General features: G+C 71.8%; 25 protein-coding genes. 8 read left to right on the plus strand and 17 right to left on the minus strand.

The genetic code is table 11. From position 1 onward, the window contains the following. Together hemG and hemQ are read left to right on the plus strand one after the other, a co-directional pair. Window positions 1-1,410 carry a protoporphyrinogen oxidase gene (gene hemG / locus AB0M35_RS05165; protein ID WP_363741557.1) on the plus strand — a complete coding sequence of 470 codons (1,410 nt, stop codon included), beginning with the start codon at window positions 1-3 and terminating at the stop codon, window positions 1,408-1,410. Further along, window positions 1,407-2,108 (plus strand): hydrogen peroxide-dependent heme synthase, encoded by a 702-nt coding sequence (gene hemQ, locus AB0M35_RS05170; protein WP_363741559.1) that lies wholly within the window; start codon window positions 1,407-1,409, stop codon window positions 2,106-2,108. The genes hemG and hemQ overlap by 4 nt, the downstream gene beginning before the upstream one ends. Window positions 2,109-2,247: 139 nt before the next feature. Here the strand turns inward: hemQ and AB0M35_RS05175 are convergent, their stop codons facing one another. The 3 genes from AB0M35_RS05175 to AB0M35_RS05185 form a co-directional block, all read right to left on the minus strand. Further along, complete coding sequence (locus tag AB0M35_RS05175) at window positions 2,248-3,336, minus strand: lytic polysaccharide monooxygenase (protein ID WP_363741562.1); 1,089 nt, start codon at window positions 3,334-3,336, stop codon at window positions 2,248-2,250. 161 nt (window positions 3,337-3,497) lie between these two features. Next, complete coding sequence (locus tag AB0M35_RS05180; protein ID WP_363741565.1) at window positions 3,498-3,938, minus strand: GNAT family N-acetyltransferase; 441 nt, start codon at window positions 3,936-3,938, stop codon at window positions 3,498-3,500. A gap of 64 nt (window positions 3,939-4,002) precedes the next feature. After that, window positions 4,003-4,263: a Prokaryotic metallothionein gene (locus AB0M35_RS05185; RefSeq protein ID WP_363741568.1), complete on the minus strand. Its 261-nt coding sequence runs from the start codon at window positions 4,261-4,263 to the stop codon at window positions 4,003-4,005. Window positions 4,264-4,455: 192 nt separating this feature from the next. Here AB0M35_RS05185 and AB0M35_RS05190 point away from each other — a divergent pair, with 192 nt between their 5' ends. From AB0M35_RS05190 to AB0M35_RS05200, 3 genes are all read left to right on the plus strand, one after another. Then, window positions 4,456-4,731, plus strand: a complete 276-nt coding sequence (locus AB0M35_RS05190; RefSeq protein ID WP_363741571.1) for an isoamylase early set domain-containing protein — start codon at window positions 4,456-4,458, stop codon at window positions 4,729-4,731. 99 nt (window positions 4,732-4,830) lie between these two features. Further along, window positions 4,831-5,574, plus strand: coding sequence for a lytic polysaccharide monooxygenase (locus AB0M35_RS05195; protein ID WP_043720080.1), 744 nt, complete (start codon window positions 4,831-4,833; stop codon window positions 5,572-5,574). Window positions 5,575-5,630: 56 nt separating this feature from the next. Continuing rightward, complete coding sequence (locus AB0M35_RS05200) at window positions 5,631-6,242, plus strand: DUF305 domain-containing protein (RefSeq protein WP_363741576.1); 612 nt, start codon at window positions 5,631-5,633, stop codon at window positions 6,240-6,242. Between the two features lie 5 nt (window positions 6,243-6,247). Here the strand turns inward: AB0M35_RS05200 and msrB are convergent, their stop codons facing one another. Then, on the minus strand, window positions 6,248-6,658 hold the full coding sequence (gene msrB / locus AB0M35_RS05205) for a peptide-methionine (R)-S-oxide reductase MsrB (RefSeq protein WP_013732337.1): 411 nt from the start codon (window positions 6,656-6,658) through the stop codon (window positions 6,248-6,250). A 47-nt stretch (window positions 6,659-6,705) separates the two neighbouring features. On the opposite strand from msrB, the gene ligD reads away from it, so the two are divergent. Next, window positions 6,706-7,731 (plus strand): non-homologous end-joining DNA ligase, encoded by a 1,026-nt coding sequence (gene ligD, locus AB0M35_RS05210; RefSeq protein ID WP_363741579.1) that lies wholly within the window; start codon window positions 6,706-6,708, stop codon window positions 7,729-7,731. Window positions 7,732-8,106: 375 nt separating this feature from the next. Here ligD and AB0M35_RS05215 read toward each other — a convergent pair whose 3' ends face one another. Continuing rightward, window positions 8,107-8,559, minus strand: a complete 453-nt coding sequence (locus AB0M35_RS05215) for a GNAT family N-acetyltransferase (RefSeq protein ID WP_363741582.1) — start codon at window positions 8,557-8,559, stop codon at window positions 8,107-8,109. 99 nt (window positions 8,560-8,658) lie between these two features. Next, entirely contained in the window at window positions 8,659-9,312 is a 654-nt protein-coding gene (locus tag AB0M35_RS05220; protein ID WP_363741585.1) for a C39 family peptidase, read from the minus strand. Window positions 9,313-9,658: 346 nt separating this feature from the next. On the opposite strand from AB0M35_RS05220, the gene AB0M35_RS05225 reads away from it, so the two are divergent. Further along, complete coding sequence (locus AB0M35_RS05225) at window positions 9,659-9,850, plus strand: hypothetical protein (protein ID WP_363741588.1); 192 nt, start codon at window positions 9,659-9,661, stop codon at window positions 9,848-9,850. A 58-nt stretch (window positions 9,851-9,908) separates the two neighbouring features. On the opposite strand, the gene AB0M35_RS05230 is transcribed toward AB0M35_RS05225, so the two are convergent. Together AB0M35_RS05230 and AB0M35_RS05235 are read right to left on the minus strand one after the other, a co-directional pair. Then, window positions 9,909-11,429 (minus strand): alpha/beta hydrolase, encoded by a 1,521-nt coding sequence (locus AB0M35_RS05230; protein WP_363741965.1) that lies wholly within the window; start codon window positions 11,427-11,429, stop codon window positions 9,909-9,911. Between the two features lie 96 nt (window positions 11,430-11,525). Further along, complete coding sequence (locus AB0M35_RS05235; RefSeq protein ID WP_363741967.1) at window positions 11,526-12,638, minus strand: ATP-dependent DNA ligase; 1,113 nt, start codon at window positions 12,636-12,638, stop codon at window positions 11,526-11,528. Window positions 12,639-12,773: 135 nt separating this feature from the next. On the opposite strand from AB0M35_RS05235, the gene AB0M35_RS05240 reads away from it, so the two are divergent. Further along, complete coding sequence (locus AB0M35_RS05240) at window positions 12,774-12,995, plus strand: hypothetical protein (protein ID WP_363741591.1); 222 nt, start codon at window positions 12,774-12,776, stop codon at window positions 12,993-12,995. Window positions 12,996-13,092: 97 nt separating this feature from the next. Here the strand turns inward: AB0M35_RS05240 and AB0M35_RS05245 are convergent, their stop codons facing one another. The 9 genes from AB0M35_RS05245 to AB0M35_RS05285 all read right to left on the minus strand — a co-directional run bounded on the left by AB0M35_RS05245 (window position 13,093) and on the right by AB0M35_RS05285 (window position 23,817). Beyond that, on the minus strand, window positions 13,093-14,013 hold the full coding sequence (locus AB0M35_RS05245; RefSeq protein WP_363741594.1) for a DNA-3-methyladenine glycosylase 2 family protein: 921 nt from the start codon (window positions 14,011-14,013) through the stop codon (window positions 13,093-13,095). A 125-nt stretch (window positions 14,014-14,138) separates the two neighbouring features. Continuing rightward, window positions 14,139-14,816: a hypothetical protein gene (locus AB0M35_RS05250; protein ID WP_363741969.1), complete on the minus strand. Its 678-nt coding sequence runs from the start codon at window positions 14,814-14,816 to the stop codon at window positions 14,139-14,141. 218 nt (window positions 14,817-15,034) lie between these two features. Continuing rightward, window positions 15,035-15,811: a zf-HC2 domain-containing protein gene (locus AB0M35_RS05255; protein WP_363741597.1), complete on the minus strand. Its 777-nt coding sequence runs from the start codon at window positions 15,809-15,811 to the stop codon at window positions 15,035-15,037. Continuing rightward, window positions 15,808-16,500, minus strand: coding sequence for a sigma-70 family RNA polymerase sigma factor (locus AB0M35_RS05260; RefSeq protein WP_363741600.1), 693 nt, complete (start codon window positions 16,498-16,500; stop codon window positions 15,808-15,810). The genes AB0M35_RS05255 and AB0M35_RS05260 overlap by 4 nt, the downstream gene beginning before the upstream one ends. 83 nt (window positions 16,501-16,583) lie before the next feature. After that, a complete protein-coding gene (locus AB0M35_RS05265; protein ID WP_363741603.1) occupies window positions 16,584-17,441 on the minus strand; it encodes a fused MFS/spermidine synthase in 858 nt (285 codons plus the stop codon). Beyond that, window positions 17,441-18,394, minus strand: a complete 954-nt coding sequence (locus AB0M35_RS05270) for a hypothetical protein (RefSeq protein WP_363741606.1) — start codon at window positions 18,392-18,394, stop codon at window positions 17,441-17,443. The genes AB0M35_RS05265 and AB0M35_RS05270 overlap by 1 nt, the downstream gene beginning before the upstream one ends. Before the next feature lie 7 nt (window positions 18,395-18,401). Further along, entirely contained in the window at window positions 18,402-20,876 is a 2,475-nt protein-coding gene (locus AB0M35_RS05275; RefSeq protein WP_363741609.1) for an SMC family ATPase, read from the minus strand. Then, window positions 20,876-22,024 (minus strand): exonuclease SbcCD subunit D, encoded by a 1,149-nt coding sequence (locus tag AB0M35_RS05280; protein WP_363741612.1) that lies wholly within the window; start codon window positions 22,022-22,024, stop codon window positions 20,876-20,878. The genes AB0M35_RS05275 and AB0M35_RS05280 overlap by 1 nt, the downstream gene beginning before the upstream one ends. A gap of 38 nt (window positions 22,025-22,062) precedes the next feature. Next, window positions 22,063-23,817, minus strand: a complete 1,755-nt coding sequence (locus AB0M35_RS05285) for an ATP-binding protein (RefSeq protein WP_363741615.1) — start codon at window positions 23,815-23,817, stop codon at window positions 22,063-22,065. Window positions 23,818-23,854 lie beyond the last annotated feature (37 nt).

Consider the following 23,854-nt stretch of genomic DNA (forward strand, 5'->3'; position numbering starts at 1 on the left):
ATGGCGTCGCGGTGGCGGGTGGCGGTGGTCGGCGGCGGCATCGCCGGCCTGGCCGCCGCGGTCCGGTTGCGCGACCACGCCCCCACCGGCACCGAGATCATCGTGTACGAGCAGTCCGGCGCGCTCGGCGGCAAACTGCTCACCGGTGAGCTGGCCGGCGGGCCGGTGGAGTTCGGCGCCGAGTCGTTCCTGATGCGTGACCCGGCCGGCGGCGAATCGGCGGCGGTGACCCTGATCCGCCGGCTCGGGTTGGCCGGGCGGATCGTGCATCCCACCGTCGGGCAGGCCGCGCTCGCCGTCGACGGTGAGTTGCGGCCGATCCCCGGCGGCACGCTGGTGGGCGTACCCGGTGATCTCGACAAGGTGGCGACGGTGGCCCGCCCGACGCCGGAGGCCGACCGCGACGGCGGTGCTCCGCTGCTCGGCCCCACCGACGACGTCTCCGTCGGCGCGCTGGTCCGCGCCCGGTTCGGCGACGAGGTGGTCGACCGTCTCGTCGACCCGATGCTCGGCGGCGTGTACGCCGGCCGGGCCGACGACCTGTCCCTGGCCACCACCATGCCCGCCCTGGCCCGTGCCGCCCGCACCCGACACACGCTGCTCGACGCGGTCCGGGCGGCGCAGGCCGCCGCACCGCGCGCCACCGGCGAGCCGGTCTTCGGCACCCTCGACGGCGGGCTGAGCACCCTGGTCGACGCCGCCGCGACGGCCAGCGGGGCCACCATCCGCACCAACGCGGCGGTCCGGGAACTGGCCCCGACCGGCACCGGCTGGCGGCTCACCGTCGGACCGACCCGCGACGCGGAGCACGTCGACGTCGACGCGGTGGTGCTGGCGGTGCCGGCCCGGCCGGCGGCCCGGCTGCTCACCGGCGTCGCAGATCCGGTTGCGGCGGACATCGGCGGGCTGGACTACGCCAGCGTCGCACTGGTCACCCTGGCGCTGCCCGAGCCGACGCTGCCGCAGCTCTCCGGATTCCTGGTGCCCAGCACCGAAGGGTTGCTGATCAAGGCGTCCACGTTCTTCACCACCAAGTGGGGGCATCTGCGTCGGGCGGACGGCGTGGCCCTGGTGCGCGCCTCGGTCGGCCGCTACGGCGACGAGGCCCAACTTCAGCGCCCCGACGAAGACCTGGCCGCCACCGTGCACCGCGAACTGTCTGCGGTGCTCGACACGCCGCTGCCCGCCCCGGTCGCCGGGCACGTGCAGCGGTGGGGTGGTGCGCTGCCGCAGTACACCCCGGGCCACCTCGACCGGACAGCCGCCGCCCGGGCCGTACTGCGGGCCGCGCATCCGACGCTGACCTTGGCCGGAGCCGGGTACGACGGCGTGGGCATCCCGGTCTGCGTCCGTTCGGGCGAGACGGCGGCCGAGGAGATCATCACAGCATTGGGAGGATCGGCGAGATGACCGAGCAGAGCAACGCGGCCCGGCTGAAGGAACTCAACTCCACCATTCGATACACCATGTGGTCGGTGTTCCGGGTCAGCGCACCGCTGCCGTCGCTGCGCGACAACGTCATCGGCGAGGTCGAGTCGTTGATCGAGGAGTTGGCCGGCAAGGACGTCGTGGTCCGGGGCACGTACGACGTGTCCGGGCTGCGTGCCGACGCCGACCTGATGATCTGGTGGCACTCCTCGTCCAGCGACGCCCTTCAGGACGCCTACCTGCGGTTCCGGCGCACCACGCTGGGACGGGCGATGACCCCGGTCTGGTCGCAGATGGCGCTGCACCGGCCGGCCGAGTTCAACAAGAGCCACATCCCGGCCTTCCTCGCCGGTGAGGAGGCCCGCGCCTACCTGTGCGTCTACCCGTTCGTCCGCTCGTACGACTGGTACCTGCTGCCCGACGCGGAGCGGCGGGAACTGCTCGCCGAGCACGGCCAGATGGCCCGGGGCTACCCGGACGTACGCGCCAACACGGTGGCCTCGTTCGCGCTCGGCGACTACGAGTGGATGCTCGCCTTCGAGGCCGACGAGCTGCACCGGATCGTGGACCTGATGCGGGACCTGCGCGCCTCGCGGGCCCGGCTGCACGTCCGCGAGGAGGTGCCGTTCTACACCGGCCGCCGCCGCTCGATCGCCGACATCGTCACCGCCCTGGCCTGAAAAAAGGGGTCCCCTGCTGACGTGGCAGGGGACCCCTTTTTTCAACTCAGGGCGCCGGCACCCGGACGGGTGTCGAGAGCCGGCAGGCCCGGCCGGGCGGGGTCGCGCCCGAGGGAGAAGGGCGCGACCCCGCTCGGGATCAGGTGGTGGCCGTACAGGTCAGCGTGGGTGCGCTGGCACCGGAGCCGGAGGCCAGGAAGCCGAACGTGGTGCTGGCTCCGGAGCCGAGGCTGCCGTTGTAGCTGACGTTGGTGGCGGTCACCGTGGATCCGCTGGAGCTGAGCGTGGCGTTCCACGCCTGGCTGACCTGCTGACCGTTGGCGTACGTCCAGGTCACTCGCCAGCCGCGGATCGCCGCGTTGCCCGCGGTCACCTTCACCTCACCCTGGAAGCCACCGGACCAGCTGTTGGTCACCTGGTACGTCGCCGAGCAGGCACCCGCCGGCGGCGGGTTGCTGGGCGGCGGAGTGGACGGCGGGGGAGTGGTGGGCGGCGGGGTCGTGGGCGGGGGAGTGGTCGGCGGCGGCGTGGTGGGCGGCGGGTTGGTGCTGCCACCGAACTGCACGTCGCTGCAGTGGTAGTACGACTGGTCGAAGTGGCTGGCCTGCCAGATGGTGTAGATGATGTGCCGGCCGCTGCGGCCCGGCGCGTTCACCGGGATCTCGATGGAGACACCGTCGACCTCACGCTGCCACTGGGAGGCCGGCGTGTTGCCGATCTGCCCGACGAGCTCCAGGTCCGACCAGGCCAGCGGCTTGGTCAGCGCGTCGAATCCCTGCCGGGTCGCGTACACCCGGATGTAGTCGGCCCCGTGGCTGGCCTGGTCGAAGAACTTCAGCCGGAAGCTGTTGGAGACCTGGGTGGTCCGCCAGGCGCCGATGGTGTCCAGGGCGTTGTAGCGCCCACCCTCGGCGCGGCCGCCCGAGCAGAGCTGGCCGTTCGGGATGGCGGCCTGGTGGTTGCCGCCAACGCCCTCACGGAACTGGCCGTTCCAGTTCCACATGGCGTTCGGGTTGGCCTGCCAGGCCTGCCAACACATCGGGTCCTCGGTGGCCATCCGAGGGTTCTGGAAGTCGCCACCCCAGCGCTCCCAGCAGCTGTAGGCGCGGGCTCCGGGGTTGACCACCGAGCCGTGCGCGGAGGCGGAGTTGACCAGGGCAGTGGAGACGAGCAGCGTGGCGGCCGCCGCGGTGGCGAGCAGGCCGGCCAGCCTAGCGGGTCTGAGCATTTTGGACATGGATGGAGCCCCCAGGGGGATCGTCGGATCGCGACTTCGCCCGAACGCCCGGGAGTTGCCTCTCCCGCGCCGGTCCGCGTGGCACTGCGGTTATTGGCTCCGTGCGGAAGAATGGCACAAAACATCGCCATCCGTCAATCGCTGCGGCCGGATCAGGGATCGCGACGCATGGGGGTGTGCGGGATGCCGTCCTCGACGTACTCCGGGCCGCTGACCGTGAACCCGTGCCGGGCGTAGAAGTCGACCAGATGCGACTGCGCCTCCAGCACGCACGGTCGGTCGCCGATCTCGGCCAGCGCCGCGGCCAGCAACTCTCCGGCATGTCCGGCGCCGCGCGCCGACGGCGCCACCACCACCCGACCGATCCGGGCCACGCCGTCGGGGTCGGCCAGAATCCGCAGGTACGCCAGGACAGCGCCGTCGCGGGCCAGCCAGAGGTGTCGGGTGCCGGGTTCGATGTCTCGCCCGTCGAGTTCCGGGTACGCGCACTCCTGCTCGACCACGAAGACGTCGACGCGCAGCCGTACCAGGTCGTGGAAGGTGCGGGCGTCCAAGTCGGCGAAGCCGGCGATCCGTAGTTGCGTGCTCGGCATCGGCCCAGGTTAGGGCGTCGCGAAACGTCCAACCGTCGGGGGTGGGTGGGTGCCGGCGCGCCGGTCAGGCGGGGCGGGCGCCGACCGTGTCGCGGATCTGGGCGCCGTGTTCGGCCTCCACTGCGCGGGCGCAGTGGCCGCAGCAGAAGAAGCGCCCGGAAACCTCCACCCCGTGCCCGATGATCTTCACCTGGCAGTGTTCACAGATCGGGGCCAGCTTGTGTGCGGCGCACTCGAAGCTGTCGAAGGTGTGCACGTCGCCGCTGACCGTGCGTACCTCGAAGGCCAGCCAGTAGTCGTTTCCGCAGACCTCGCACGTCGCCACGACGCATCCCCTCGATAGCCGGTTGTTGTCCTCAGCGTGTGGCACGCGATCGGCCGGGGTGGCCGGAATCGGCGCGGATCGCCCGGACGGGGCGGCGTGTCGCTCGCCGCAGGTCGGCCGTTGTACCGGGTGACCTGGCCGGCGGCGGCCCGGCCGCCGCCTTTCGGTGGAGTACGCGAACCGGGAGGAATGATGATCAAGCGGAACCGGCTCTTCGGCAGCCAGACTCGGGTCACCTTCTGCCTTCCCCGAGACACCCCACCGGGAACGGTCAGCGTGGTCGGGTCCTTCAACGGTTGGCAGCCCGGTGAACACGTGCTGGTGGCCCGCCGCGACGGCACTCGGACGGTGACCGTACGGCTGGGGCCGGGGCAGCACCGCTTCCGTTACCTGGCCGCCGGTGGGCTGTGGTTCGACGACGAGTCCGCCGACCGGGTGGACGACCAGGGCGGCCTGCTGCTGCTCTGATCGCCGCCACTTTTATTGATAGCGGTCTTTACTGTTAACATTGTTTAAATTATGTTGGTGGCACCTCACCAGGCAACATGCCGCGAAGGAGCCGCCGCCATGCGTCGAAGAATCACTCTCCCGCTGCTTGCGACGGGTGCCATGGTCGCCACCCTGGCCGTCGCCGCCCCCGCCCAGGCCCACGGCTACGTCTCGTCACCGCCCAGCCGGCAGGCGCTCTGCGCCCAGAACCGGGTCCCCGACTGCGGGCAGATCCGCTGGGAACCGCAGAGCGTGGAAGGCCCCAAGGGGCTGCGCAACTGCCACGCCAACATCTCCCACTTCGCCGTCCTCAACGACGACAACCGGGGCTGGCCCGCCACCTCGGTCGGCACCACTGTCACCTTCACCTGGGTCAACACCGCGATGCACGCCACCCGCGACTGGGAGTACTACATCGGCAACACCCGGGTCGCCGTGTTCAGCGGCGGCGGACGCCAGCCGGGCCCCACCGTCTCGCACAGCGTCAACCTGTCCGGCTACTCAGGCCGCCAGAAGCTGCTGGCCGTCTGGAACATCGCCGACACCGCCAACGCCTTCTACTCCTGCGTCGACCTGCAGATCGGCGGTGGCGGCAACCCGCCGCCGAGCCCGAGCCCGACCACCCCGCCGGCACCGTCGCCCACCCCGACCGTCGCCCCGACCAGCAACCCGCCGGCCGGCGGCACCTGGACCGCGGGCCGCGCGTACGCCGTCGGCGACCAGGTCACCTACGGCGGTCGGACGTACCGCTGCCGGCAGGCGCACACCGCGATCGCCGGTTGGGAGCCACCGAACGTACCAGCGCTGTGGAGCCTGGTCTGAGCAGCGGGAGGTGCGGTTGGTCCCGGCCGCACCTCCCGCCGGCCCGCCTCCGGGCGGTGCTGGCCCTGACCGCCGTGCTGTTCGCCACCGGTTGCGGCGGCGGGCAGCACGGCGGCGGCGCGCCGGCACCGCCGGCCGCGACCGCATCGGCGACCGGCGGCCCGACGGCGTCACCCGCTCTCGACGCACCGCGACCCGCCGGATCCGGTACGCCGGCAGCCACCGGGATGGCCGGCATCGACCTGCTGTTCCTGTCGATGATGGCCGGGCACACCGAGCAGACCCTGCAGATCGCCCGGCTGGTCCACGACCGGCTGGCCGACCCCGAACTGCGGACCCTGATCGCCGCCATCGAGGTGACCGAGGCCGACGAACTGGCCACCGCGCGCAGCTGGCTGGCGCAGGCCGGGCGCACCGCCCGCGCTGACGAGCACGCCGGCCACGGCACCGGCCCGGACCAGTTGGCCCGGCTGCGCGACGCCCCGGCCGGCGAGGTCGACCGGGTGCTGGTCGAGGTGCTCGGTGCCCACCAGAAGGGCGCCGCCGACCTGGCCCGCGCGCACCTGGCAGCCGGCACCGACGAGCGGGTACGCGACCTCGCCCGACGCATCGAGCAGTCCCGTACCGCCCAGGTCGCGATGCTGGCCGCCCACCCGGCAGCGGCCTGACCGGCTCAGGGGGTGCTGGGGTCCAGACGGATGGAAAGAGAGTTCACGCAGTGCCGGGTGTCCTTCGGGGTGAAGCCCTCACCGCGGAAGACGTGCCCCAGGTGGCTGTCGCAGCGGGCGCAGCGGATCTCGGTGCGTCGCATGCCGAGGGAGTTGTCCTCGATTTCCTTGATCGCACCCGGGATGGCGTCGTCGAAGCTCGGCCACCCGCAGTGCGAGTCGAACTTGGTGTCACTCGGATACAACTCCGCGCCGCAGGCGCGGCAGCGGTACATGCCGGGGGTCTTGGTGTCGACGTACTCGCCGGTCCACGCCGGCTCCGTGCCGTGCTCGCGCAGCACCCGGAACTCCTCGGGGCTGAGCCGGACCCGCCACTCGTCCTCGGTGCGGGGCAGTTCGCTGTCGGGAAGACTCACCCGTCAACGGTACGTCGAACGTCGGACCCATCGCATATGGTCGCGAAATGGCAGGCACGAAGGCGGCGGCCGAAGAGATCGAGGTCGCGGGGCACACCGTACGGCTGTCCAGCCCGGACCGGGTGATCTTCCCGAAGCGCGGCTTCACCAAGGCCGACGTCTTCGGCTACTACCTGGGCGTCGGCGACGGCATCATGCGCGCCCTGCGCGAACGGCCGACCACTCTGCAACGCTTCCCCGACGGCATCGAGGGGGAGATGTTCTTCCAGAAACGGGTGCCGACCCGGGGCGTACCGCCCTGGGTGCGCACCACCGAGATCACCTTCCCCAGCGGGCGCACCGCCGCGGAGCTCTGCCCGGCGGACCTGGCCCACGTGGCCTGGGCGGCGCAGATGGGCACCGTCGTGTTCCACCCGTGGCCGGTGCGCGCCGCCGAGCCCGACCGCCCCGACGAGCTGCGCGTCGACCTCGACCCGCAGCCCGGCACCGACTTCGCCCACGCGGCCACCGCCGCCGGCGAGCTGCGCGCCATCCTCGACGAGCTGGGCGTCCCCGGCTGGCCGAAGACCTCCGGCGGCCGAGGCGTGCACGTCTACCTGCGCATCCAGCCACGCTGGAGCTTCGTCGAGGTGCGCCGGGCTACCATCGCGCTGGCCCGGGAGCTGGCCCGCCGCCGTCCCGACCTGGTCACCACCGCCTGGTGGAAGGAGGAACGCGGCGAGAGGGTCTTCGTCGACTACAACCAGATGGCCCGGGACCGCACCATCGCCTGCGCGTACTCGCTGCGGGCCAACGCCCGGGCGACCGTCTCCACCCCGGTCACCTGGGACGAGTTGCCCGACGTCGACCCGGACGACTTCGACCTGCGTACCGTCCCGCAGCGGCTGGCCGAGCAGGGTGACCCGCACGCCGGCATCGACGACGCCGGGTGGGACATCACCCCGCTGCTGGAGTGGGCCGAGCGCGACGCCGCAGCCGGTGAGGGCGACCTGCCCTACCCGCCCGACCACCCGAAGATGCCCGGCGAACCCAAGCGGGTCCAACCCTCCCGCGACCGCGACCGCCCCCGCTGAGCGGCCCCGCCCCGCGTTCCTCCACACCGCCGCGTTGCTCCGTGCCTGCCGCGTTGCTCCGTGCCTGCCGCGTTGCTCCGTGCCTGCCGCGTTCCTCCGTGCCTGCCGCGTCCCTCCGTGCCTGCCGCGTCCCTCCGCACCGCCGTGTTGCTCCGGGCCTGCCGCGTTCCTCCGCACCGCCGTGTTGCTCCGTGCCTGCCGCGTTGCTCAACGCCGGGCGAGACTCTCTCCCAAGGTCACGCTCGATCCCGGATCGAGTGGCTTCCCGCTCGCGTCGAGGCCACTCGATCCCGGATCGAGCGTGACCTTGCGGGGTGCGGCTCGACTGCGAGGTCGGGTGCGCTCGGCTGGGCGAGCCGCCAACAGGCGACGGCGTCAGAGACTGAGCTTCATGCCCTCGTGACTGGCCACGAAGCCGAGACCCAGATAGAAGCGGTGCGCGTCGTGGCGGCTCTTGTCGGTGGTGAGCTGCACCAGGCCGCAGCCACGCTGCCGGGCCTGATCGACTGCCCAGGTCATCATGAGTCGGCCGAGGCCCTGACCGCGCCGGTCCGAGCGGACCCGTACCGACTCGATCAGTTGCCGTTCGGCACCGTGCCGACCGAGCCCGGGGATGTACGTGAGCTGCATGCAGCCGACCACCTCGCCGCCGACCTCGGCGACGACGAGGTGGTTGCGCGGGTCGGCGGTGATGTCCGCGAACGCCTTCTCGTAGGTGGCGTCGACCTCGCCGACGTCCCGGGTACGCCCCAGCATGTCGTCGGCGAGCAGGTCGAGTACGGCGGGCAGGTCGGCCCGGACCGCCGTACGGAAGATCACGTCGCTCATCCCGCGAGAATCGCACACCCGTGGCGACCGGTCTGTGGCAGACCGAAGGGCCGACCCCCATCTGGGGGCCGGCCCTTCGCGTGTTCGGTTGTCGGATCGTCAGGAGGCGGCGGAGTAACCGCGGGTGGCGATCCAGTTGGCCAGCGTCTCGATGTCCATCCGGTACGAAGCCTGGGCCGGGTCGGCGGAGTCGGCGATGGTCACCGTCTCACCCTCGTCGTCGTAGCCGGTGACGCTGACGTAGTGCCCGCCCTCGAAGCTGTGGACGACGCCATCGGTGTCGGTGGCGGTGCCGGCGATGTTGGCGACCACGGCACGGCCGTCGTCGACGGTACGCACGACGTCCTCGCGCAGCTTGTCGGCCTGCTTCTCGGCGGCCTTGGCGTCGCGGATCTCCACCGACTTGTAGACGTCCTCACCGGTCTCCTTGTTCAGCACCGGCGTGATGTCGTTGATGGAGTCGGTACCGGCCTCGGTGGTACCCATCCGCTCGGCCATGTCGTACACGTCGATGTTCTTGCCCTGCACGCTCAGCGCGTTACGGGCGGCGGCCGGGCCGCAGAAGTAGAAGTTCGGCTGGGCCTCGTAGCGCACGTCGAGCTGGCGCTCGCCGTTGGGCTTACGGTCGGCCTGCACCGAAGCGGCGGCAGCCGGCGCGGCGTTGGCGGCGATGGCGGGGCCGGCGATGCCACCGGCGGTGGCGGCGGCAGCGGCGAAGGTCAGAGCGGTCTTGCGCAGGAGGGTGGTACGCATGATTGAGTCACACCTTCCGTTCGGGGGTACGCAGCAGGAATCAACCCGGTTCGGGGCTCCAGTGCTGCGGGGGGAAAGAGGAACGCCCGGCGGAGGTGCTCGGGCGTCCGAGAGATGTAACGATCCCGGGCGGCCCCACATTCCAGGGGTTCCGGGAGATCGCGTGGCGGGGCGGGGAAGCCCTCGCGGTATGCCATGTACAACGACCCGCGGCCCGGCATCATTCCGCCGTCGGCCGATCGGGCCACCGCGCAAACAGCCGCATACCGGACATTCGCGGCGCCGTGGACACGAATCCTCGGGCTCGCCGGAGCGGCGGTTTGCCGAAGGGTTGCACTATGCCCGCGTGACGGGTATTCGCCAAGATGCGTCGATTGCGCCTGCGCTGCTGGTTTTGACCATGACCACGAGCTGCACCGAAGCGGAACAAGACGAGTTGTCCGCCCGAGGCGCCCGCCGGCCCGACGATTGGGGGCTCAGGCAATCGGACTTCGACGAGCTGGTGGTGCGTGACGCGGTCGACGTCCGATTCTGGTGAGGACCGGTGCCGCCCGACGCTGCGGCATGGGCTCGCCCTCCGCAGTGGTAGGAGTGGCTCAACGGCCGGGGCAGCGTTTGCCTTCGGCGGGGACGGCGAGGTCGATCAGGTACGCGTCGACGGCCTGGGTGATGCAGGCCGTCTGCGGGTACGCCGTATGACCCTCACCCTCCCAGGTGAGCACCCGCCCCACCCCGAGCATCTCGGCCAGGGCCGGGGTCTGCTCGTACGGCGTCGCCGGGTCTCCGGTGGTGCCGACGACCAGGATCGGTGGGGCGCCGTCGGCACGGCCGGTCGGGTAGGGATCGCTGCCGCCGGGCCACTCGGTGCAGGAGATCAGGCCGGTGGCCAACGCCGGGCCGAACAATGGGTACTGCTGACGCCACTGGGACTGCAACTGGCGGATCCGGTCCAGGCTGGGCCGCTCCTCCTCGTCCGCGCAGTTGATCGCCGTGTTGGCGTCGAACAGGTTGCTGTAGTGGCCCCTGTCGTCGCGGTCGGCGTAGTTGTCGGCCAGCCGGAACACCCCCTGCGGGTTGCCGCCCTCCAGTTGGTCGATGGCGCGGGCCAGCTCCTGCCAGCCGGATTCCGTGTAGAGCGAGGAGATGACCGCGTAGAAGACCCAGCCGGCGGTGGCTTCCCGACCGTCGGCGGAGCGGGCCGGTGACACCTTGGCCTTGTCGATGGCGGAGATGACCGCCGCGCGGGCGTCCGGGGCGATCGGGCAGCGGGCGGCGTCGGCCGAGCACCACCGGTCGAAATTGTCGAACGCCCGCTCGAAGCCCTTGGCCTGACTCTCCGAGCCTTCGATCAGGCCCTGTCGGGGGTCGATCGCGCCGTCGAGCACCAGCGCCCGGACCCGAGAAGGGAACAGTTGAGCGTACGTGGCGCCGAGCAGCGTGCCGTAGGAGTAGCCGAGGTAGGTGAGCTTGTCGTCGCCGACGGCGGCGCGGATCGCGTCCATGTCCCGGGCCGCCTGCTCGGTGCCGTACAGCGGCAACTGGTCGCCGTACTTGTCGCCGCAGCCCTGACCGATGCGGTTGGCCAACGCGACGAGACCGTCGAACGACTGCTGGCTCTGCGGGTCGGGGTCGGAGCCGAAGACGGCGTCGAGATCGGCGTCGGAGATGCACTCCACCGGGCTGGAGCGGGCCACCCCGCGCGGGTCGAAGCCGACGATGTCGAAGCGTTCCAGGATGCGGTCGGGCAGGCCGCCGTACTGCTCGCCGAAGGAGAGATAGACGGCGGTGTCCACCCCCGAGCCGCCGGGGCCGCCCGGATTGACCAGCAGCGAGCCGATCCGGTCGCGTTGCTTGTCGGAGCGGGCCCGGATCAGGGCGATCTCGAAGGTCTCACCAGCGCCGGGGCCGGCCGTGGCGCCGCTACCGCCGGCCCAGTCGCGGGGGACCTGGATCCGGGTGCATTCGTACCGGATGCCCGGTGCGCCTCGCCCGACCACCTCGTCGGCCACCTCCGGGCAGGCTTGCCAGGTCGGCGCGGTGCCCGGCGGGGCGGCCTCGCTGTCGGTGTCGCTGCGCGGCGCGAACGACGGTAGCGTGCACCCGGCGGCGACCACCATGGCGGCGACCAGGCCGGCGAGGGTGCGCCGCTGGCGGCGAGTCCGGTCGGAAGTACGGGTCACGAGCGAGCCTCCGTGATCGGTTCGACCGTCAGGCTACGCGGAGCCGGGCGCGGACCCGACCGTCACCGCCGGATCGCCGCGCAGGACCTGGTCCACGTCGAACCGGATCGGCCGTTCCAGCTGGTCGTATCGACAGGAGAGCGGGTCACGGTCGGGCCGCCAGCGGACGAAGCGCGCGGTGTGCCGGAACCGGTCACCCTCCATCGCGTCGTACGCCACCTCGACCACCAGTTCCGGGCGGAGCGGCTCCCATTCCAGGTTCTTCGTGCCGGTCCACCGGCTTACCCCGCCCGGGATGCGTTGACCGCGCTCGTGGTCGCCGTGCACCCACGGATGATCGGCTCCGACCTCACGGTAGGGAGCCAACTCCGCAAGCAGTTCGGCTCGGCGGGCCATGGTGAACGAGGCGCTCACCCCGACGTGGTGCAGCACCCCGGCGTCGTCGTAGAGCCCCAGCAGCAGCGAGCCGACCACCGGACCGGACTTGTGCCAGCGGAACCCGGCGACCATCACGTCGGCGGTGCGGGCGTGTTTGACCTTGAACATGAGCCGCTTGCCCGGCTCGTACGGCAGGTCGGCGGGTTTGGCGATCAGCCCGTCCAGCCCGGCACCCTCGAACACGTCGAACCAGCGGCGGGCGGTGTCGGCGTCGGTGGTGATCTGGGTGACGTGCACCGGCGGACGCACCCCGGCCAGGGCCTGCTCCAGCCGGGCGCGGCGGGCCGGGTAGGGCACGTCGAGCAGGCTCTCGCCGTCGAGCGCGAGCAGGTCGAAGGCGACAAAGTCGGCCGGTGTGGTCTCGGCGAGCAGTTTCACCCGGGAGGCGGCCGGGTGGACGCGTTGGGCCAGCAGCTCGAAGTCGAGCCGGGGCGCGGCGTCCGGGCCGTCGCGACGGATCACGATCAACTCGCCGTCGACCGCGCAGCGCGTCGGCAGCTGCCGACGGGCCTGCTCGACCACCTCGGGGAAGTAGCGGGTCATCGTCTTGCCGCCCCGGCTGGCCAGCTCCACCTCGTCGCCGTCCCGGAAGACGATGCAGCGGAAACCGTCCCACTTGGGCTCGTAGGTCATCCCCGGCCCGGACGGGATCGACGCGACGCTACGCGCCAGCATCGGCTCCAGCGGCGGGTTGATCGGCAGGTCCACGGCGACAGTCAACCAGACACCACCGACACCGGTGAGGCAGATCACTGCTGGCCGGTGGGTGGCGTGTCTGTCGTTGGGTTGTCGCAGCCTGCCTGGGAAATTCGTGAAGCAGCAGGTCAGAGCTACTTTCGCGGAGTGCCGGAGTTGGTGTGCGGGTGCTGCGGACGGTGGCGGGTCAGCATCGAGCTGATCCGGGGTAGACACGTCTACCGACTGGTCCACCGCTATCCCCGCCGCTTCGGCGGCGGTGACAACGTGCTCGGAGAGGTGGGCACGGTGGCCGAGTTGGCGGCGTTGTTGGGTCAGTGGAGCCCAGTGAGCCTGGCCGACCTGCGCGAATCCGACCGACCCGCGTGAGCCTGGCCGACCTGGGGTGAGCCGGGCCGACCTGTGTGCGGTCGCCGGGAACGGGCCTGGGCAGCGGGTCAGAAGCCGGCTACCGGCGGACGTCGGGTCAGAAGCGGGCGAAGGAACGAATGGGCATGCGCGGGCCGAACCTGGGCGCGTGGATGCCGGCGGCTTCCAGCAGTCGGCAGACGCGGCCCCGATGCCCCCGGAACGGCTCCAGTAGTTCCAACATCCGGGCATCGTCGGCGCGTGGTTCGCCGGCCAGCGCCCAGGCCACCGTGTTCGGTACGTGGTAGTCGCCGACGCTGACCGCGTCCGCATCCCCGTACGCCACCCGGACGACCTCGGCGGTCGTCCACGGGCCGATTCCGTTGATCGCGGTCAGCCTGCGGGTCGCCGCTGACGAGTCCGGGCAACGTTCCAACCGATCGGCGACCGTAGCGGCGCGTCGCAACGTCTCGGCTCTGCGCTGCTCCACCCCGAACGGATGGAAGACCCAGTACGGGCTGGCCGCCACGGCCGCCGGTTCAGGCGGCAGCAGTAGTGGCTGCATGGGCCCCGGCGCCGCCTCCGCGAAATGACGGACGGTCGCCGCGTACGCCCGGTAGGCCTCCGTGCCGGTGACCTTCTGTTCGAGGACTGCCCGTAGCACCCGGGCAAAGACCAGCCCGGTGGTGGGCATCCGCAACCCGGCGTGCTGTGCGGCCAGCCGGGCCAGTACCGGGTGAGTGGCGGCGAGTTCCGCGAACCCGGTCAGGTCGTCGCAGAGACCGGCTATCGCGTCGGCCTGGTCGACGACCCATCCGGCACCTGGTCCGTACCCGTCGGCCCGTAGCTCGCCACCCACCGGCCGAAGTGCCAGGGTCGCTGCTCCGGCGGGTGTGCGGGCGGCCCACCAGAAAATGCCGTCGACGATCCGGGCGCACGGATCGTAGCGGCTGAACAGCAACGGCTGGACCGACGCGGCCAGCCGGTAGCCCGGCGGCGGTCGCAACACCCGCCTCGCGTCGGGTCCGGTCCTGCTCACGGGCTTACTCTGCCACCCTGGTCGGCCGTCCGGCGAGGCCACCCCGGGCTCGCCGGGTCCAGGACCCGACCTGACGATGGCCGGCCGCGCCCTGCGGGCTGCGGCCGGCCATCCGGTGGTCAGGTTCAGTAGTCGTAGTCCGAGTCGGAGCTGCCCGACTTGGTCTTCGACGGCGGCTCGACCGCCTTGGGGGTGCCCTTGGGTAGGCACTCCAGGTTCTTGCTGCCGTCGGGGTTGACCACGAACCAGGTGCCGCCGACGCCCTGGCCCTTCCACTGGCCCGGCTTCTTGTCACCGATGTAGGTGTAGAGCGGCCAGCCGTCCAGCGTGATCTGGCGGGTGCCGTCGGGGCGGGTGATGGTGCCGACCGCGTCGTCGGAGACGCCCTTGAGCTTCGGGTTGCCGTCGGTCAGCGCCGGTGGCCACACCTCGGCGCACTGGTCCTCGCAGTTCGTCGCCGGGGGGTCGTTGCTGTCGCGGTCGAAGCGGTACAGCAGGAAGCCGTCCTGGTTGACGACCGCGCTGCCCATCCGGGGGAACTTCTTGCCGGTCAGGCTCTCGGTCAGCTCGACACCGTCGGGCAGCGGGGCGTCGTTCTCGGCTTCCGTTCCCGGCGACGCCGAGGCGCCCGGTTCGGCGCTGGCCTCGGGATCCGCGCTGGCCTCGGGATCCGGGGTCGCCGTTGAGTCGGCCGCGGCGACGGCGACCGGTTCCGCCACGCCGGGGTCCGCTCCGTTGTAGCCCGCAGGCGCGCAGGCCGTAAGTGCGACCATGGCGCTCGCGACAACGACGGTCCGCTTCATCTTTGCCACGTGCCCTCCTCATACTTGACAAGTCACCGGGAAGTACGGGAAACAGGGCTGTCAAGGTTGAAGGCAGAACGGTGGCTCATTTCACACCCGGGCGATTGAACCGGAATCGACCGCTGTCCGTGTATGGGCGTACCCGCCGGTGTCCACAACGGCGGGTACGCAGCGAAGGCCCGCCTCGACCGAGGCGGGCCTTCGCTGCGTTGTCGTGCTCAGCCGGTGGGCACCGTCACCAGCGGCTTGCCCACACCCTTACCGTCGACCTCCTGCACCTGGAAGTGCTTTACATCGTCCAACTTTGACGAAGTGGCGGCACCCAGGCTCAGCTTCTGCGGATTGCTGTTGGTGCCGTAGCCGCCCTGCGGTACCGACCAGGTGGAGATGACCTCGGTGCTGGCATCCTTGCGCACCACCACCAGACGGCACTCGCGTGGACCGGGCAGTCGACCCAGGGTGAAGGCGATGTTGGTGCCGAAATCCTTCGAGGCGAGGAAGAACGTCGCCGTGACCCCGGTGTTCGGGTCGGTGGCGTTGACCTGCTTACCCTCCTGCTCGTTACCGCCGAATCCCGGGTCACCCGGGTTGCCGGGGCGATTGTTCGGCACCTCCACCGGGCCGGTGGTCGGCCCGGCGATCTGCGGCGTGGTGCCGCTGTCGGCCAGGTTGCTGAACACCACCCCGGTTATCCCACCGAAGACCACCACGGCCGCGGCGGTCGCCAGGATCTGCCGGAACCGTGCCTTGCGACGGTGCGTACGCATCGCCACCAACGTCCGATCCAGCAGCACCGGATTGGTGTGGGTCTGCTCCAGCGCCGTCACCGACTCCGCGTCGATGTCGGAGAGCAGCCCGACCACCGGCACCATCGACTCCAACTCGGCGGCGCACGCCCAGCAGGTTGCGAGGTGCTCCTCGAACCGTTCCATGTCCTGTTCGTCCAGCACGCCGAGCGCGTACGCAGCGACGTCCATGTGGTCTACCCGGCTCATTCCGTCACCCCCCTTTCCTGCAAGGCTGTGCGCAGGGCGCGCAGCGCGTAGTAGACCCGTGACTTGGCGGTGCCCAGTGGTAGCCCGAGCTCCTCGGCCGCCTCTGGCACCGTACGTCCTCGGAAGTAGGTCGCCACCAGGATCTCCCGGTGCGACTGGCTCAACGTTCTCAGCGCGTCGGCCACTGTCATGGAGCGCAGCACCCGGTCGGTGCTGTCCGACTCGGCGAACGCGGTCAGATCCCGGTCGTACGTCTCGGCCGGCCGGGCCTGTTCGCTGCGGTGCTCGTCGATGGCGATGCGTCGGGCCACCGTCACCAGCCAGGGGCGCAACGAACCCTGCCCCTGCGTGCCCAGCCGGTGAGCGTTGCGCCAGGCCCGCAGCAGCGTCTCCTGGACGATGTCCTCGGCCCGCTGCCGGTCACCGCCGGTCAGTCGCATCACGAACATCAGCAACGGACCGGCGTGTTCCGCGTACAGCGTGCGGATCAACTGGTCGGAGTGGGCGGCCTCGGTGGTCGTCGCCTGATGGCGGCCAGGGGCGGGGCGCGGCGTCACCGGGCTATTCTGGCGAGACACCGCACGCGAGTCGACCCCGTTGGTGGTCGTGGTCGGCCGGGACTGGGACCGGGCGGACATCCAGTCCACCCGCACCCGCTCGCCGTGCCAACCGGCCGCCAGTGCGTGCATGCAGACCTCCGGTTGTCCATGGACAGAAGCCGTCCCCCCACGGGCATGGCTGCCGATTGATACGCACGGCCCAGCCGAACAGATCAACGTCGGACGGAAAAAATTCCCGACGGTGGTGGTGTGGAGTCGGTGGCCTGCTCGTCGTGGACGACGGGAGCACCCCCGACGAAGCGGTCGAGGTCCGTCCCGGCGAGGACCCGGCCCGGAAACCAGTCACCGGCGGCCCGGCGGGTCAACTCCGCCACGGGTGGCTCCTGCCGCCCGGCGACCAGCACCAGGTTTCCGTACCGACGACCACGCAGAACCGCGGCGTCGGTGACCAGGCAGGCCCGAGGCAGCACGGTACGCACCGTGGCGACCTGCCCTCGGGCGTAGCGCAGTGGCGGACCGTCGGCGAGATTGGCCAGGTACCAGCCGCCCGGTCGCAGCACCCGGGCCACCTCGGCGGCGTACTCCACCGAGGTCAGTCGGGCCGGTGTACGGGCACCGGCGAACACGTCGGCGACCACCACGTCGTAACTGGCGTCGCGGGCGCCGGCCAGTGCGGCACGCGCATCGTCCACCCGTACCTTCAGGCGCGGGTCGGCCCGCCACGGCAGCGCCCGCCGGACCAGGTCGACCAGGGCACCGTCGACCTCGATCACCCGCTGGGTGGAGCCGGATCGGGTGGCGGCGACGTAGCGGGGCAGCGTCAACGCGCCGCCGCCCAGGTGCAACACCCGCAACGGAGTGCCGGTGGGCGCGATCAGGTCGAGCGCGGCCGCCAGCCGGCGGACGTACTCGAACTCCAGGTGGGTCGGGTCGGTCAGGTCCACATGCGACTGCGGGGCGCCGTCCAGCGACAGCGTCCACGAGCCGGGGCGGTCCGGATCCGGCGTCAGCTCGGCGAGGCCCGTGTCGACCTGTTCGGTGAGCCGGTCGGTGTCGCGGCGGCGGCCCATCAGCGGTTGATCCGCGCGGCTGCGGTCAACGCACGGTGCAGCAGCCGGACGTCGCCCAACCGGGACCGCAGCAGGCGCTCCAGGCCGGCGATCGGCACGAGATTCTGTGGGGCCCGGGGGTCCTTGTACGGGGTGGAGGCGAACCGGGGCAGGGTGACCAGTGACAGGTCGGCCAGCCGTACCGCCTCGGTGATCTCCAGGTCGGCCGAGCACTCCACCCGGACGATGCCGGCCCAGGGCGCCCCGGCGGCCACCGGCAGCCGCAAGTACCACGACCAGCCACCCCAGGCGGTGCCGAGCCGGAACACCGGCGACCGGTGGCCCGGCGCCAGCCCGGTGACCACTGCGGTGAGTCGGGCGTCGAGGTACTGGCTGTGCTGGGTCTTGATGTAACCGAGGGTGCGCGGCAACTGCCGCCGGTTGCGTAACGGTCCGTCCACCACCAGCAGGTCGTCATCGGTACGGGCGGCGTCGGAGACCTCCACCTCCAGGGCCGTCAGCGGCCCCTGCACCGCGGCCGGCAGCTTGGCCAACTCGCCGGTGCCGCTGACCCGGTGCACCGGGTAGCGGACGTTGCCGGCCACCACCTCGTCCGCCGACGGGCTGGCGGTGAACAGCCCTCGGCCCACCTTCGCGCCGGCCAGCTGCGCGGCCCCGCGCTCCAGGTCGCACCGCACCACCCCGGCGGCGTACGACGCGGCCACACCGGGAAAGGAGGTGCCGTCCTCCTCGGCCGTCCAGACGCTGGCGTCGATGCGGCGTACCCCGTCGACCAGCAGCACCACGTGCGGGGCCTGGACACCGGCGCGGGGACCGATGGCCCGCCAGTCCACCGTGGGCAGTTCGGCGTCGGCGTCGACCTGCGCGCTGCTCGGCGCGGCCGGGCCGGCCGCCGACGCCTCGAACGAGGCACCGTAGGCCGGATCCCAGCTGTCGACGAAGAACCGCGTCATGGTTGCCTCACCGGCCGGTGCGTTCGACGCGGGCCGAGCGGGCATCTTTGCGTACCTCGAAGCGCACCGGGATCCGCTCGGCCAGCGCCGGCACGTGGGTGACCACTCCGACCATCCGATCCCCCCGGGCGGCCAGATTCTCCAGAGTGGCGGCGACCGTGTCGAGGGTGGCCGCGTCGAGGGTGCCGAAGCCCTCGTCCAGCACGATCGACTCCAGACTGGCCGCGGTGGTGGACATCCCGGCCAGTTGCTCGGACAGCGCCAACGCCAACGCCAGCGACGCCTGGAACGTCTCACCGCCCGACAGCGTCCGTACGCCACGCCGCAGCCCGGCGTCGTGGTGGTCGACGACGAAGAACTCACCCTTGTCGTGGACCAGGTCGTACTGGCCGCCGGAGAGTTCCCGCAGGATCCGCGAAGCGCCGTCGACCAGCAGGTCCAGTGCCTCGGCGAGCAGCCACCGCTCGAAGTTGTTGGCCCGCAGGTGCCCGGCCAACGCCCGGGCGACCTGGGCCTGCCGATCGTGCTCGGCCCGCTGTTCGCGCAGCTCGGCGGCCTGCTCGCGGCGCTCGACCAGCCGGCGCAGGTCGGCCTCGGCCCGCTCCACCGCGACCGTCGCCGCGCGGACCGGATCGTCGGGCGCGGGTAGCCCGGCGTCGGCGAAGATGCCGGCGATCCGGGCGGTCACCGCGCGCGTCGCCGCCTCGGCGTCGGCGACCGCCGCCGCCAGGGTTTCCCGCTGCGACCGGCGGTGCCGCGCCTGCTCCTGCGCCCACCCGGACAGGGTGGCCCAGGCGGCGGCCAGGTCGTCCCGGTCGGCGGCCGGCGGGCCGAGGCGGGCCAGCCCGTCGCGGGTCCCGTCGAAGTGCCGCCACGCCGTACGCAGCCGCTCCTGCGCCGTGTCCACCGCGCCCCGCGCGCGTCGCGCGGCGTCCCGACCGGCCCGCACCGCCATGGTCGTCTCGTCCAGTGCCTGCCGCAGCCGGACATGCTCGGCCAGCCGCTCGCGCAGCGTCTGAACGCCGGCCGCGTCGGCGAGCCGTTCGTCCAGAGCGGACAGTTGGCCCCGCAGCCCGTCATGTTCGGCCCGGGCGCGCACCAGCACCCGGTCCAGTTCCCGTGCCGCCGCGTCGCGTTCGGCCACCAGCCGCTTCGCGGCCTCGCTGGCCGTCCGCGCCGACTTGCCGGCGGCCACCGCGCGGGCCACCGCCGACTCGGCCGGCACCGCCGGCACCCGGGCCACCACCTGCTCGCACACCGGGCAAGCGGCCCCGTCGCTCAGGTGTGCCCGCAGCGCCGCGGCCTGGTCGGCGGTCTTCGCCGCCTCGTGAGCCTGGAAGGCCGCCGCCAGCTCCGCCTCGGCCCGTTCGGCCGCCGCCCGTGCCTGCGTCAGCGCGGCCACCGCCGTGTCGTGCTGGACACCGGCCGCCTCCACCGCGGCGCGCAGCTCGTCCGCCTGCCCGGCCAACTGCTCCCGGTCGGCGTAGGCCCGCAGCAGCAGCCGCAGCGTGCTCTCGTCACCGACGGCGGTCAGCTCGCCGCGCAGTTTGTCCTCGCGCTCCTCGGCCAGCGAGACCGCGTCGACCGCGGCGTCGGCCGTCGCCCGGGCGGCGGCCACCGCCTGGGTCAGCTCGGCCGTGCCGTCCGGCGCCCGGACCGCGTCCAACACGGCCAACTCGGTGTCGAGCGCGGCCAACGCCTCCGCCACCTGGCCCGCCGTCGCCCGCGCCGTCTCCAACTCCGGTACGGCGGCGGTCACCGCCGTGGCCAGCTCGGTCATCCGCTCGACCTGCTCGGTGGCCCGTTCCAGGGTGGCGTCGTCGGTGTCGGCGAGCCCGGCGAGCAACTGGTCGACCGCCTCCAGCTTCGCCTCGGCCTGCCCGGCTCGGCCGGTGGCCAGCTTCTGCACCTCCTCGTACACGCCGAGGCCGAGCAGATTGACCAGGATCTGCTGCCGGGTGGCCGGCCGGGCGTGCAGGAAGTCGGCGAACTGCCCCTGCGGCAGCACCACACAACTGGTGAACTGCTCGTACGGCAGGCCGACCGCCGCCAGCACCGCATCGTCCATCTCGGCCGGGGTGCCGGCGACCACCTCGCCGAGATCCTCCGGGCTGAGCCCGGTGTCCAGCTTGGTGACGTCGAAGCCGTCCGGCATCAACTGCAACCCGGCGCCGGCGGTCTTCACGTTGCCCCGACCGTCGCGGCGCACCACCCGGGTCGCCACGTACCGGGCTCCGGCCGACTCGAAGACCAGCCGCACCCGGGCCTCCGTCGCCGACGGGGCAAGCGCGTTACCCAGCCCGCGCGTGCCACCCCAGCGGGGCACCGTGCCGTAGAGGGCGAAGCAGATCGCGTCGAGCACCGTCGACTTGCCGGAACCGGTGGGCCCGACCAGGGCGAAGAAGTCCGCGTCGGTGAAGTCGATGGTGGTCTCGTCACGGAACACGGTGAAACCGGCCAGATCCAGTCGCATCGGCCGCATCAGTGCTCGACCTCCTCAAGCAGCTCGTCGAAGAGGTCCCGGACCCCGTCGTCGGCGTGCCCCCGGCTGTCCAGGTAGTCGGCGAACAGCTGACGGGGGGAGCGGCCGGACCGCTGCGCGACCCGGGTGCCGCTGCCCGGCGCCGGCACCAACTCCGGGTCGATGCGGATCTCCAGCGCGCGGGGGAACAATTCCTGCACCTCCTCGCGCAATCCGGCGCGGGGCTGCTCGCGTACGTACACCCGCAGCCAGCCCTCCGGCGGGGTGATCTCGGCGAGGTGGGCCAGCGTGCCGCGTACCGTGTGCAGCGCCGTCGCCGCCGCCACCGGCACCTCACGGACCTGCGCCGCGGTGGTCGCGGTGACCTCGACGAGGGTCACCGACGGGACGTTCTCCTGCTCGCCGAAGTCCACCGCCAGCGGGGCGCCGCTGTAGCGGACCGGGCACGGCCCCTGCACCCGTTGGGCGCGGTGCAGGTGCCCCAGTGCGACATAGTGCGCGGTGCCGGGGAAGACGGTGGCGGGCACCGCGTAACCCATGACCGTGTGTGCGTCGCGCTCACCCCCACCGGTGGCCGCCCCGACCACGGTCAGATGGGCGGTGACCAGGTGTACCCGGTCCGGCTCGGTGAACCCCTCGGTCAGCCGGGCCAGGATGCGGCCCAGGTGGTCGGCGTACGTCTGGGTGGTTTCCGCGGCGGTCAGGTCGTACATCTCCACCGCGCGGATCGCGTACCGCTGGGACAGGAACGGCAGGGCGGCCAGCCGCCAGCGTTCCCCGCCGGCGGTGGTGCCGTCGATGACGTGTTCGGCCGGATTCTCGCGTACCCCACCGCGCAGGGTTATGCCGGCGGCCTCGGCCCACGGGCGCAGCGCGTCCAGGGCCGCGCCGTTGTCGTGATTGCCGCCGATGGCCACCACGTCCGCGCCGGTACGCCGCAGCGCGGTCAACGCCCGGGTGACCAGCCGGGTCGCCTCCGCCGTCGGTGCGGCGGTGTCGTAGAGGTCACCGGCGATGACCACCAGGTCCGGCCGCTCCTGCCGGGCGATGTCGATGACACCGGCCAACACCTGTTTGTGTTCCTCGGCCCGCGACTGCCCCTTGAGGACCTTGCCCACGTGCCAGTCGGAGGTGTGCAGGATCTTCACCGGGCCGGCCTCCTCGCGTTCACCACAACCAAGCTCACTCAGAACGGGATGTCGTCGTCGACACCACCGCCGCCGGAGCCCACCACGGCGAAGGGGTCGGCGGACTGGGTGATCGAGCGCAGCGTCTCGGACGGCGCGGCCCCGGCCTCGGAGACGCGGGTCGCCCAGGCCGGGAACGGGAACTCCAGACAGAGCGGGACCGGGATGTCGGGCTGGTTGACGAACATGGTGCCGGGCTTGGCCAGCAGTGCGCGTTGCCGCTGGGCCGGCGGGAGGAAGCCGTACTCGGGGCGGGACGCCTCCGCCGGGTCGAGCCGGCCCACCACCCGGATCGCCGAGTTGGTGACGATGCGGCGCTCCACCTCGCTGGCGGTCTGCTGGGCGCCGACCAGGATCACCCCGAGCGAGCGGCCCCGCTCGGCGATGTCGAGCAGCACCTCCTTGATCGGGGAGGAGCCCTCCCGGGGGGCGTACTTGTTCAGCTCGTCGAGCACCACGAACAGCAGCGGCTTGGCGGTGCCGGCCTTCTCCTTGCGCTCGAACTCGCTCTTGAGCGTCACACCCACCACGAACCGCTGCGCGCGATCTGGCAGGTTGTGCAGGTCGACCACGGTGACCTGGGCACTCTCCGCAGTGTTGATCGAGTGCGGGCGGCGGGTGGCCAGGTCGCCCCGGATCAGCCGGGACAGGTCCTTCTTGCTGCCGATCAGCCGGCGGGCGAAGGCGTTGACTGTGCCCAGGCCGACCGCGCTGCCGGCCCAGTCGCTGCGCGTCTCGTCGTCGCTGAGCTGCTCGACGATGTGGTCGACCAGGTCGCCGTAGCTGCCCAGGCGCACCCCGTCGAGGCTCACCCCACCATCGGCCGGCTGGGCGTACCGGGCCAGGTGGGCGGCGACCGAGTGGACCACCATCGTGTACTGCTGGCGTTCGTCGTCGGCGTCGGCGAAGACGTACGGCAGGAGTCGGTCGGCGCAGAACTCGGACAGCGTCCAGTAGAAGCTGTCCACCCCGGTCAGCCGGCTGCTCACGTCCGGCGTGCCGGAGGAGTCACCGACCCTCGGCGGGGCGTACACCCGTACGTCGGGGAAGGCGTCAGCGACCAGGCCGAGCCGGGCGTACGCGGCCCGGGTGGCGTCGTCCAGCCGGGTGTTCGGGTGATCGAGGAAGAGCAGATCCTCACCCTTCACGTTGAAGATCAGCGCCTTGGCGTTGACCGCGTCGCCGCCGAGCTGCCCGGAGCGGAACACCGAGTAGAGCAGGAAGGTGGCGAAGCTGGTCTTGGTGGCCACCCCGGAGATGCCGGAGATCGACACATGGGCGCCCCGGGTGCCGTCCAGAAAGTCGGCGTTGAGGTAGACCGGCACCCCGTCGCGGCCCGTGCCCATCGGGATGCGGCGCTCCATCCGGTCGAAGTGCAGCGCCCGCGTCCGGGCGTCGCCTTCGGCCCGGTGCACCACCGCGCCGGGCTGCGGCGGCACGTAGAACTCCGGGTCGACCCGGGTGGTGGTGATCTCGGCGGCCTCCTGCACCTGGGCGGGCAGCGTGCCGTCGGCGATGGCGAACACGTCGGAGTCGAACTGGGCGCCCTCGTGTCGCGCCCGGACCTGGGTGACCACCCCGGCGATGGTCACCGGCTCCCGGTCGGGCAGCGCCCGGCGGGTCACCACCACGTCGTCGAGTTGCAGATAGCTGCCGGGGGCGACGGCCGTCCAGAACTGAAGGGGAGTGGCGTCAGCGGTGCCCAGCACCCGACCGACACCCTCGCCCGCGACGTCGAACCCCTGGTCAGTCATCGGGCGGCTCCTCCTCGGCGGTCATCGCGGTCGGCAC

Source organism: Micromonospora sp. NPDC051196, from assembly GCF_040682415.1.
Taxonomy (GTDB): domain Bacteria; phylum Actinomycetota; class Actinomycetes; order Mycobacteriales; family Micromonosporaceae; genus Micromonospora.

What these genes read in the sequence shown, in the direction of transcription:
- AB0M35_RS05270 (WP_363741606.1), bottom strand. Translation starts at nt 18,394, where the DNA reads ATGACGCGGTTCTTCGTCGACAGCTGGGATCCGGCCTACGGTGCCTCG.
- AB0M35_RS05220 (WP_363741585.1), bottom strand. Translation starts at nt 9,312, where the DNA reads ATGCGTACCACCCTCCTGCGCAAGACCGCTCTGACCTTCGCCGCTGCC.
- AB0M35_RS05265 (WP_363741603.1), bottom strand. Translation starts at nt 17,441, where the DNA reads ATGGGCCGCCGCCGCGACACCGACCGGCTCACCGAACAGGTCGACACG.
- AB0M35_RS05175 (WP_363741562.1), bottom strand. Translation starts at nt 3,336, where the DNA reads ATGCTCAGACCCGCTAGGCTGGCCGGCCTGCTCGCCACCGCGGCGGCC.
- AB0M35_RS05250 (WP_363741969.1), bottom strand. Translation starts at nt 14,816, where the DNA reads ATGAAGCGGACCGTCGTTGTCGCGAGCGCCATGGTCGCACTTACGGCC.
- hemQ (WP_363741559.1), top strand. Translation starts at nt 1,407, where the DNA reads ATGACCGAGCAGAGCAACGCGGCCCGGCTGAAGGAACTCAACTCCACC.
- AB0M35_RS05260 (WP_363741600.1), bottom strand. Translation starts at nt 16,500, where the DNA reads ATGCACGCACTGGCGGCCGGTTGGCACGGCGAGCGGGTGCGGGTGGAC.
- AB0M35_RS05190 (WP_363741571.1), top strand. Translation starts at nt 4,456, where the DNA reads ATGATCAAGCGGAACCGGCTCTTCGGCAGCCAGACTCGGGTCACCTTC.
- AB0M35_RS05275 (WP_363741609.1), bottom strand. Translation starts at nt 20,876, where the DNA reads ATGCGGCCGATGCGACTGGATCTGGCCGGTTTCACCGTGTTCCGTGAC.
- AB0M35_RS05180 (WP_363741565.1), bottom strand. Translation starts at nt 3,938, where the DNA reads ATGCCGAGCACGCAACTACGGATCGCCGGCTTCGCCGACTTGGACGCC.
- AB0M35_RS05255 (WP_363741597.1), bottom strand. Translation starts at nt 15,811, where the DNA reads ATGAGCCGGGTAGACCACATGGACGTCGCTGCGTACGCGCTCGGCGTG.
- AB0M35_RS05195 (WP_043720080.1), top strand. Translation starts at nt 4,831, where the DNA reads ATGCGTCGAAGAATCACTCTCCCGCTGCTTGCGACGGGTGCCATGGTC.
- hemG (WP_363741557.1), top strand. Translation starts at nt 1, where the DNA reads ATGGCGTCGCGGTGGCGGGTGGCGGTGGTCGGCGGCGGCATCGCCGGC.
- AB0M35_RS05230 (WP_363741965.1), bottom strand. Translation starts at nt 11,429, where the DNA reads ATGGTGGTCGCCGCCGGGTGCACGCTACCGTCGTTCGCGCCGCGCAGC.
- AB0M35_RS05285 (WP_363741615.1), bottom strand. Translation starts at nt 23,817, where the DNA reads ATGACTGACCAGGGGTTCGACGTCGCGGGCGAGGGTGTCGGTCGGGTG.
- AB0M35_RS05215 (WP_363741582.1), bottom strand. Translation starts at nt 8,559, where the DNA reads ATGAGCGACGTGATCTTCCGTACGGCGGTCCGGGCCGACCTGCCCGCC.
- ligD (WP_363741579.1), top strand. Translation starts at nt 6,706, where the DNA reads ATGGCAGGCACGAAGGCGGCGGCCGAAGAGATCGAGGTCGCGGGGCAC.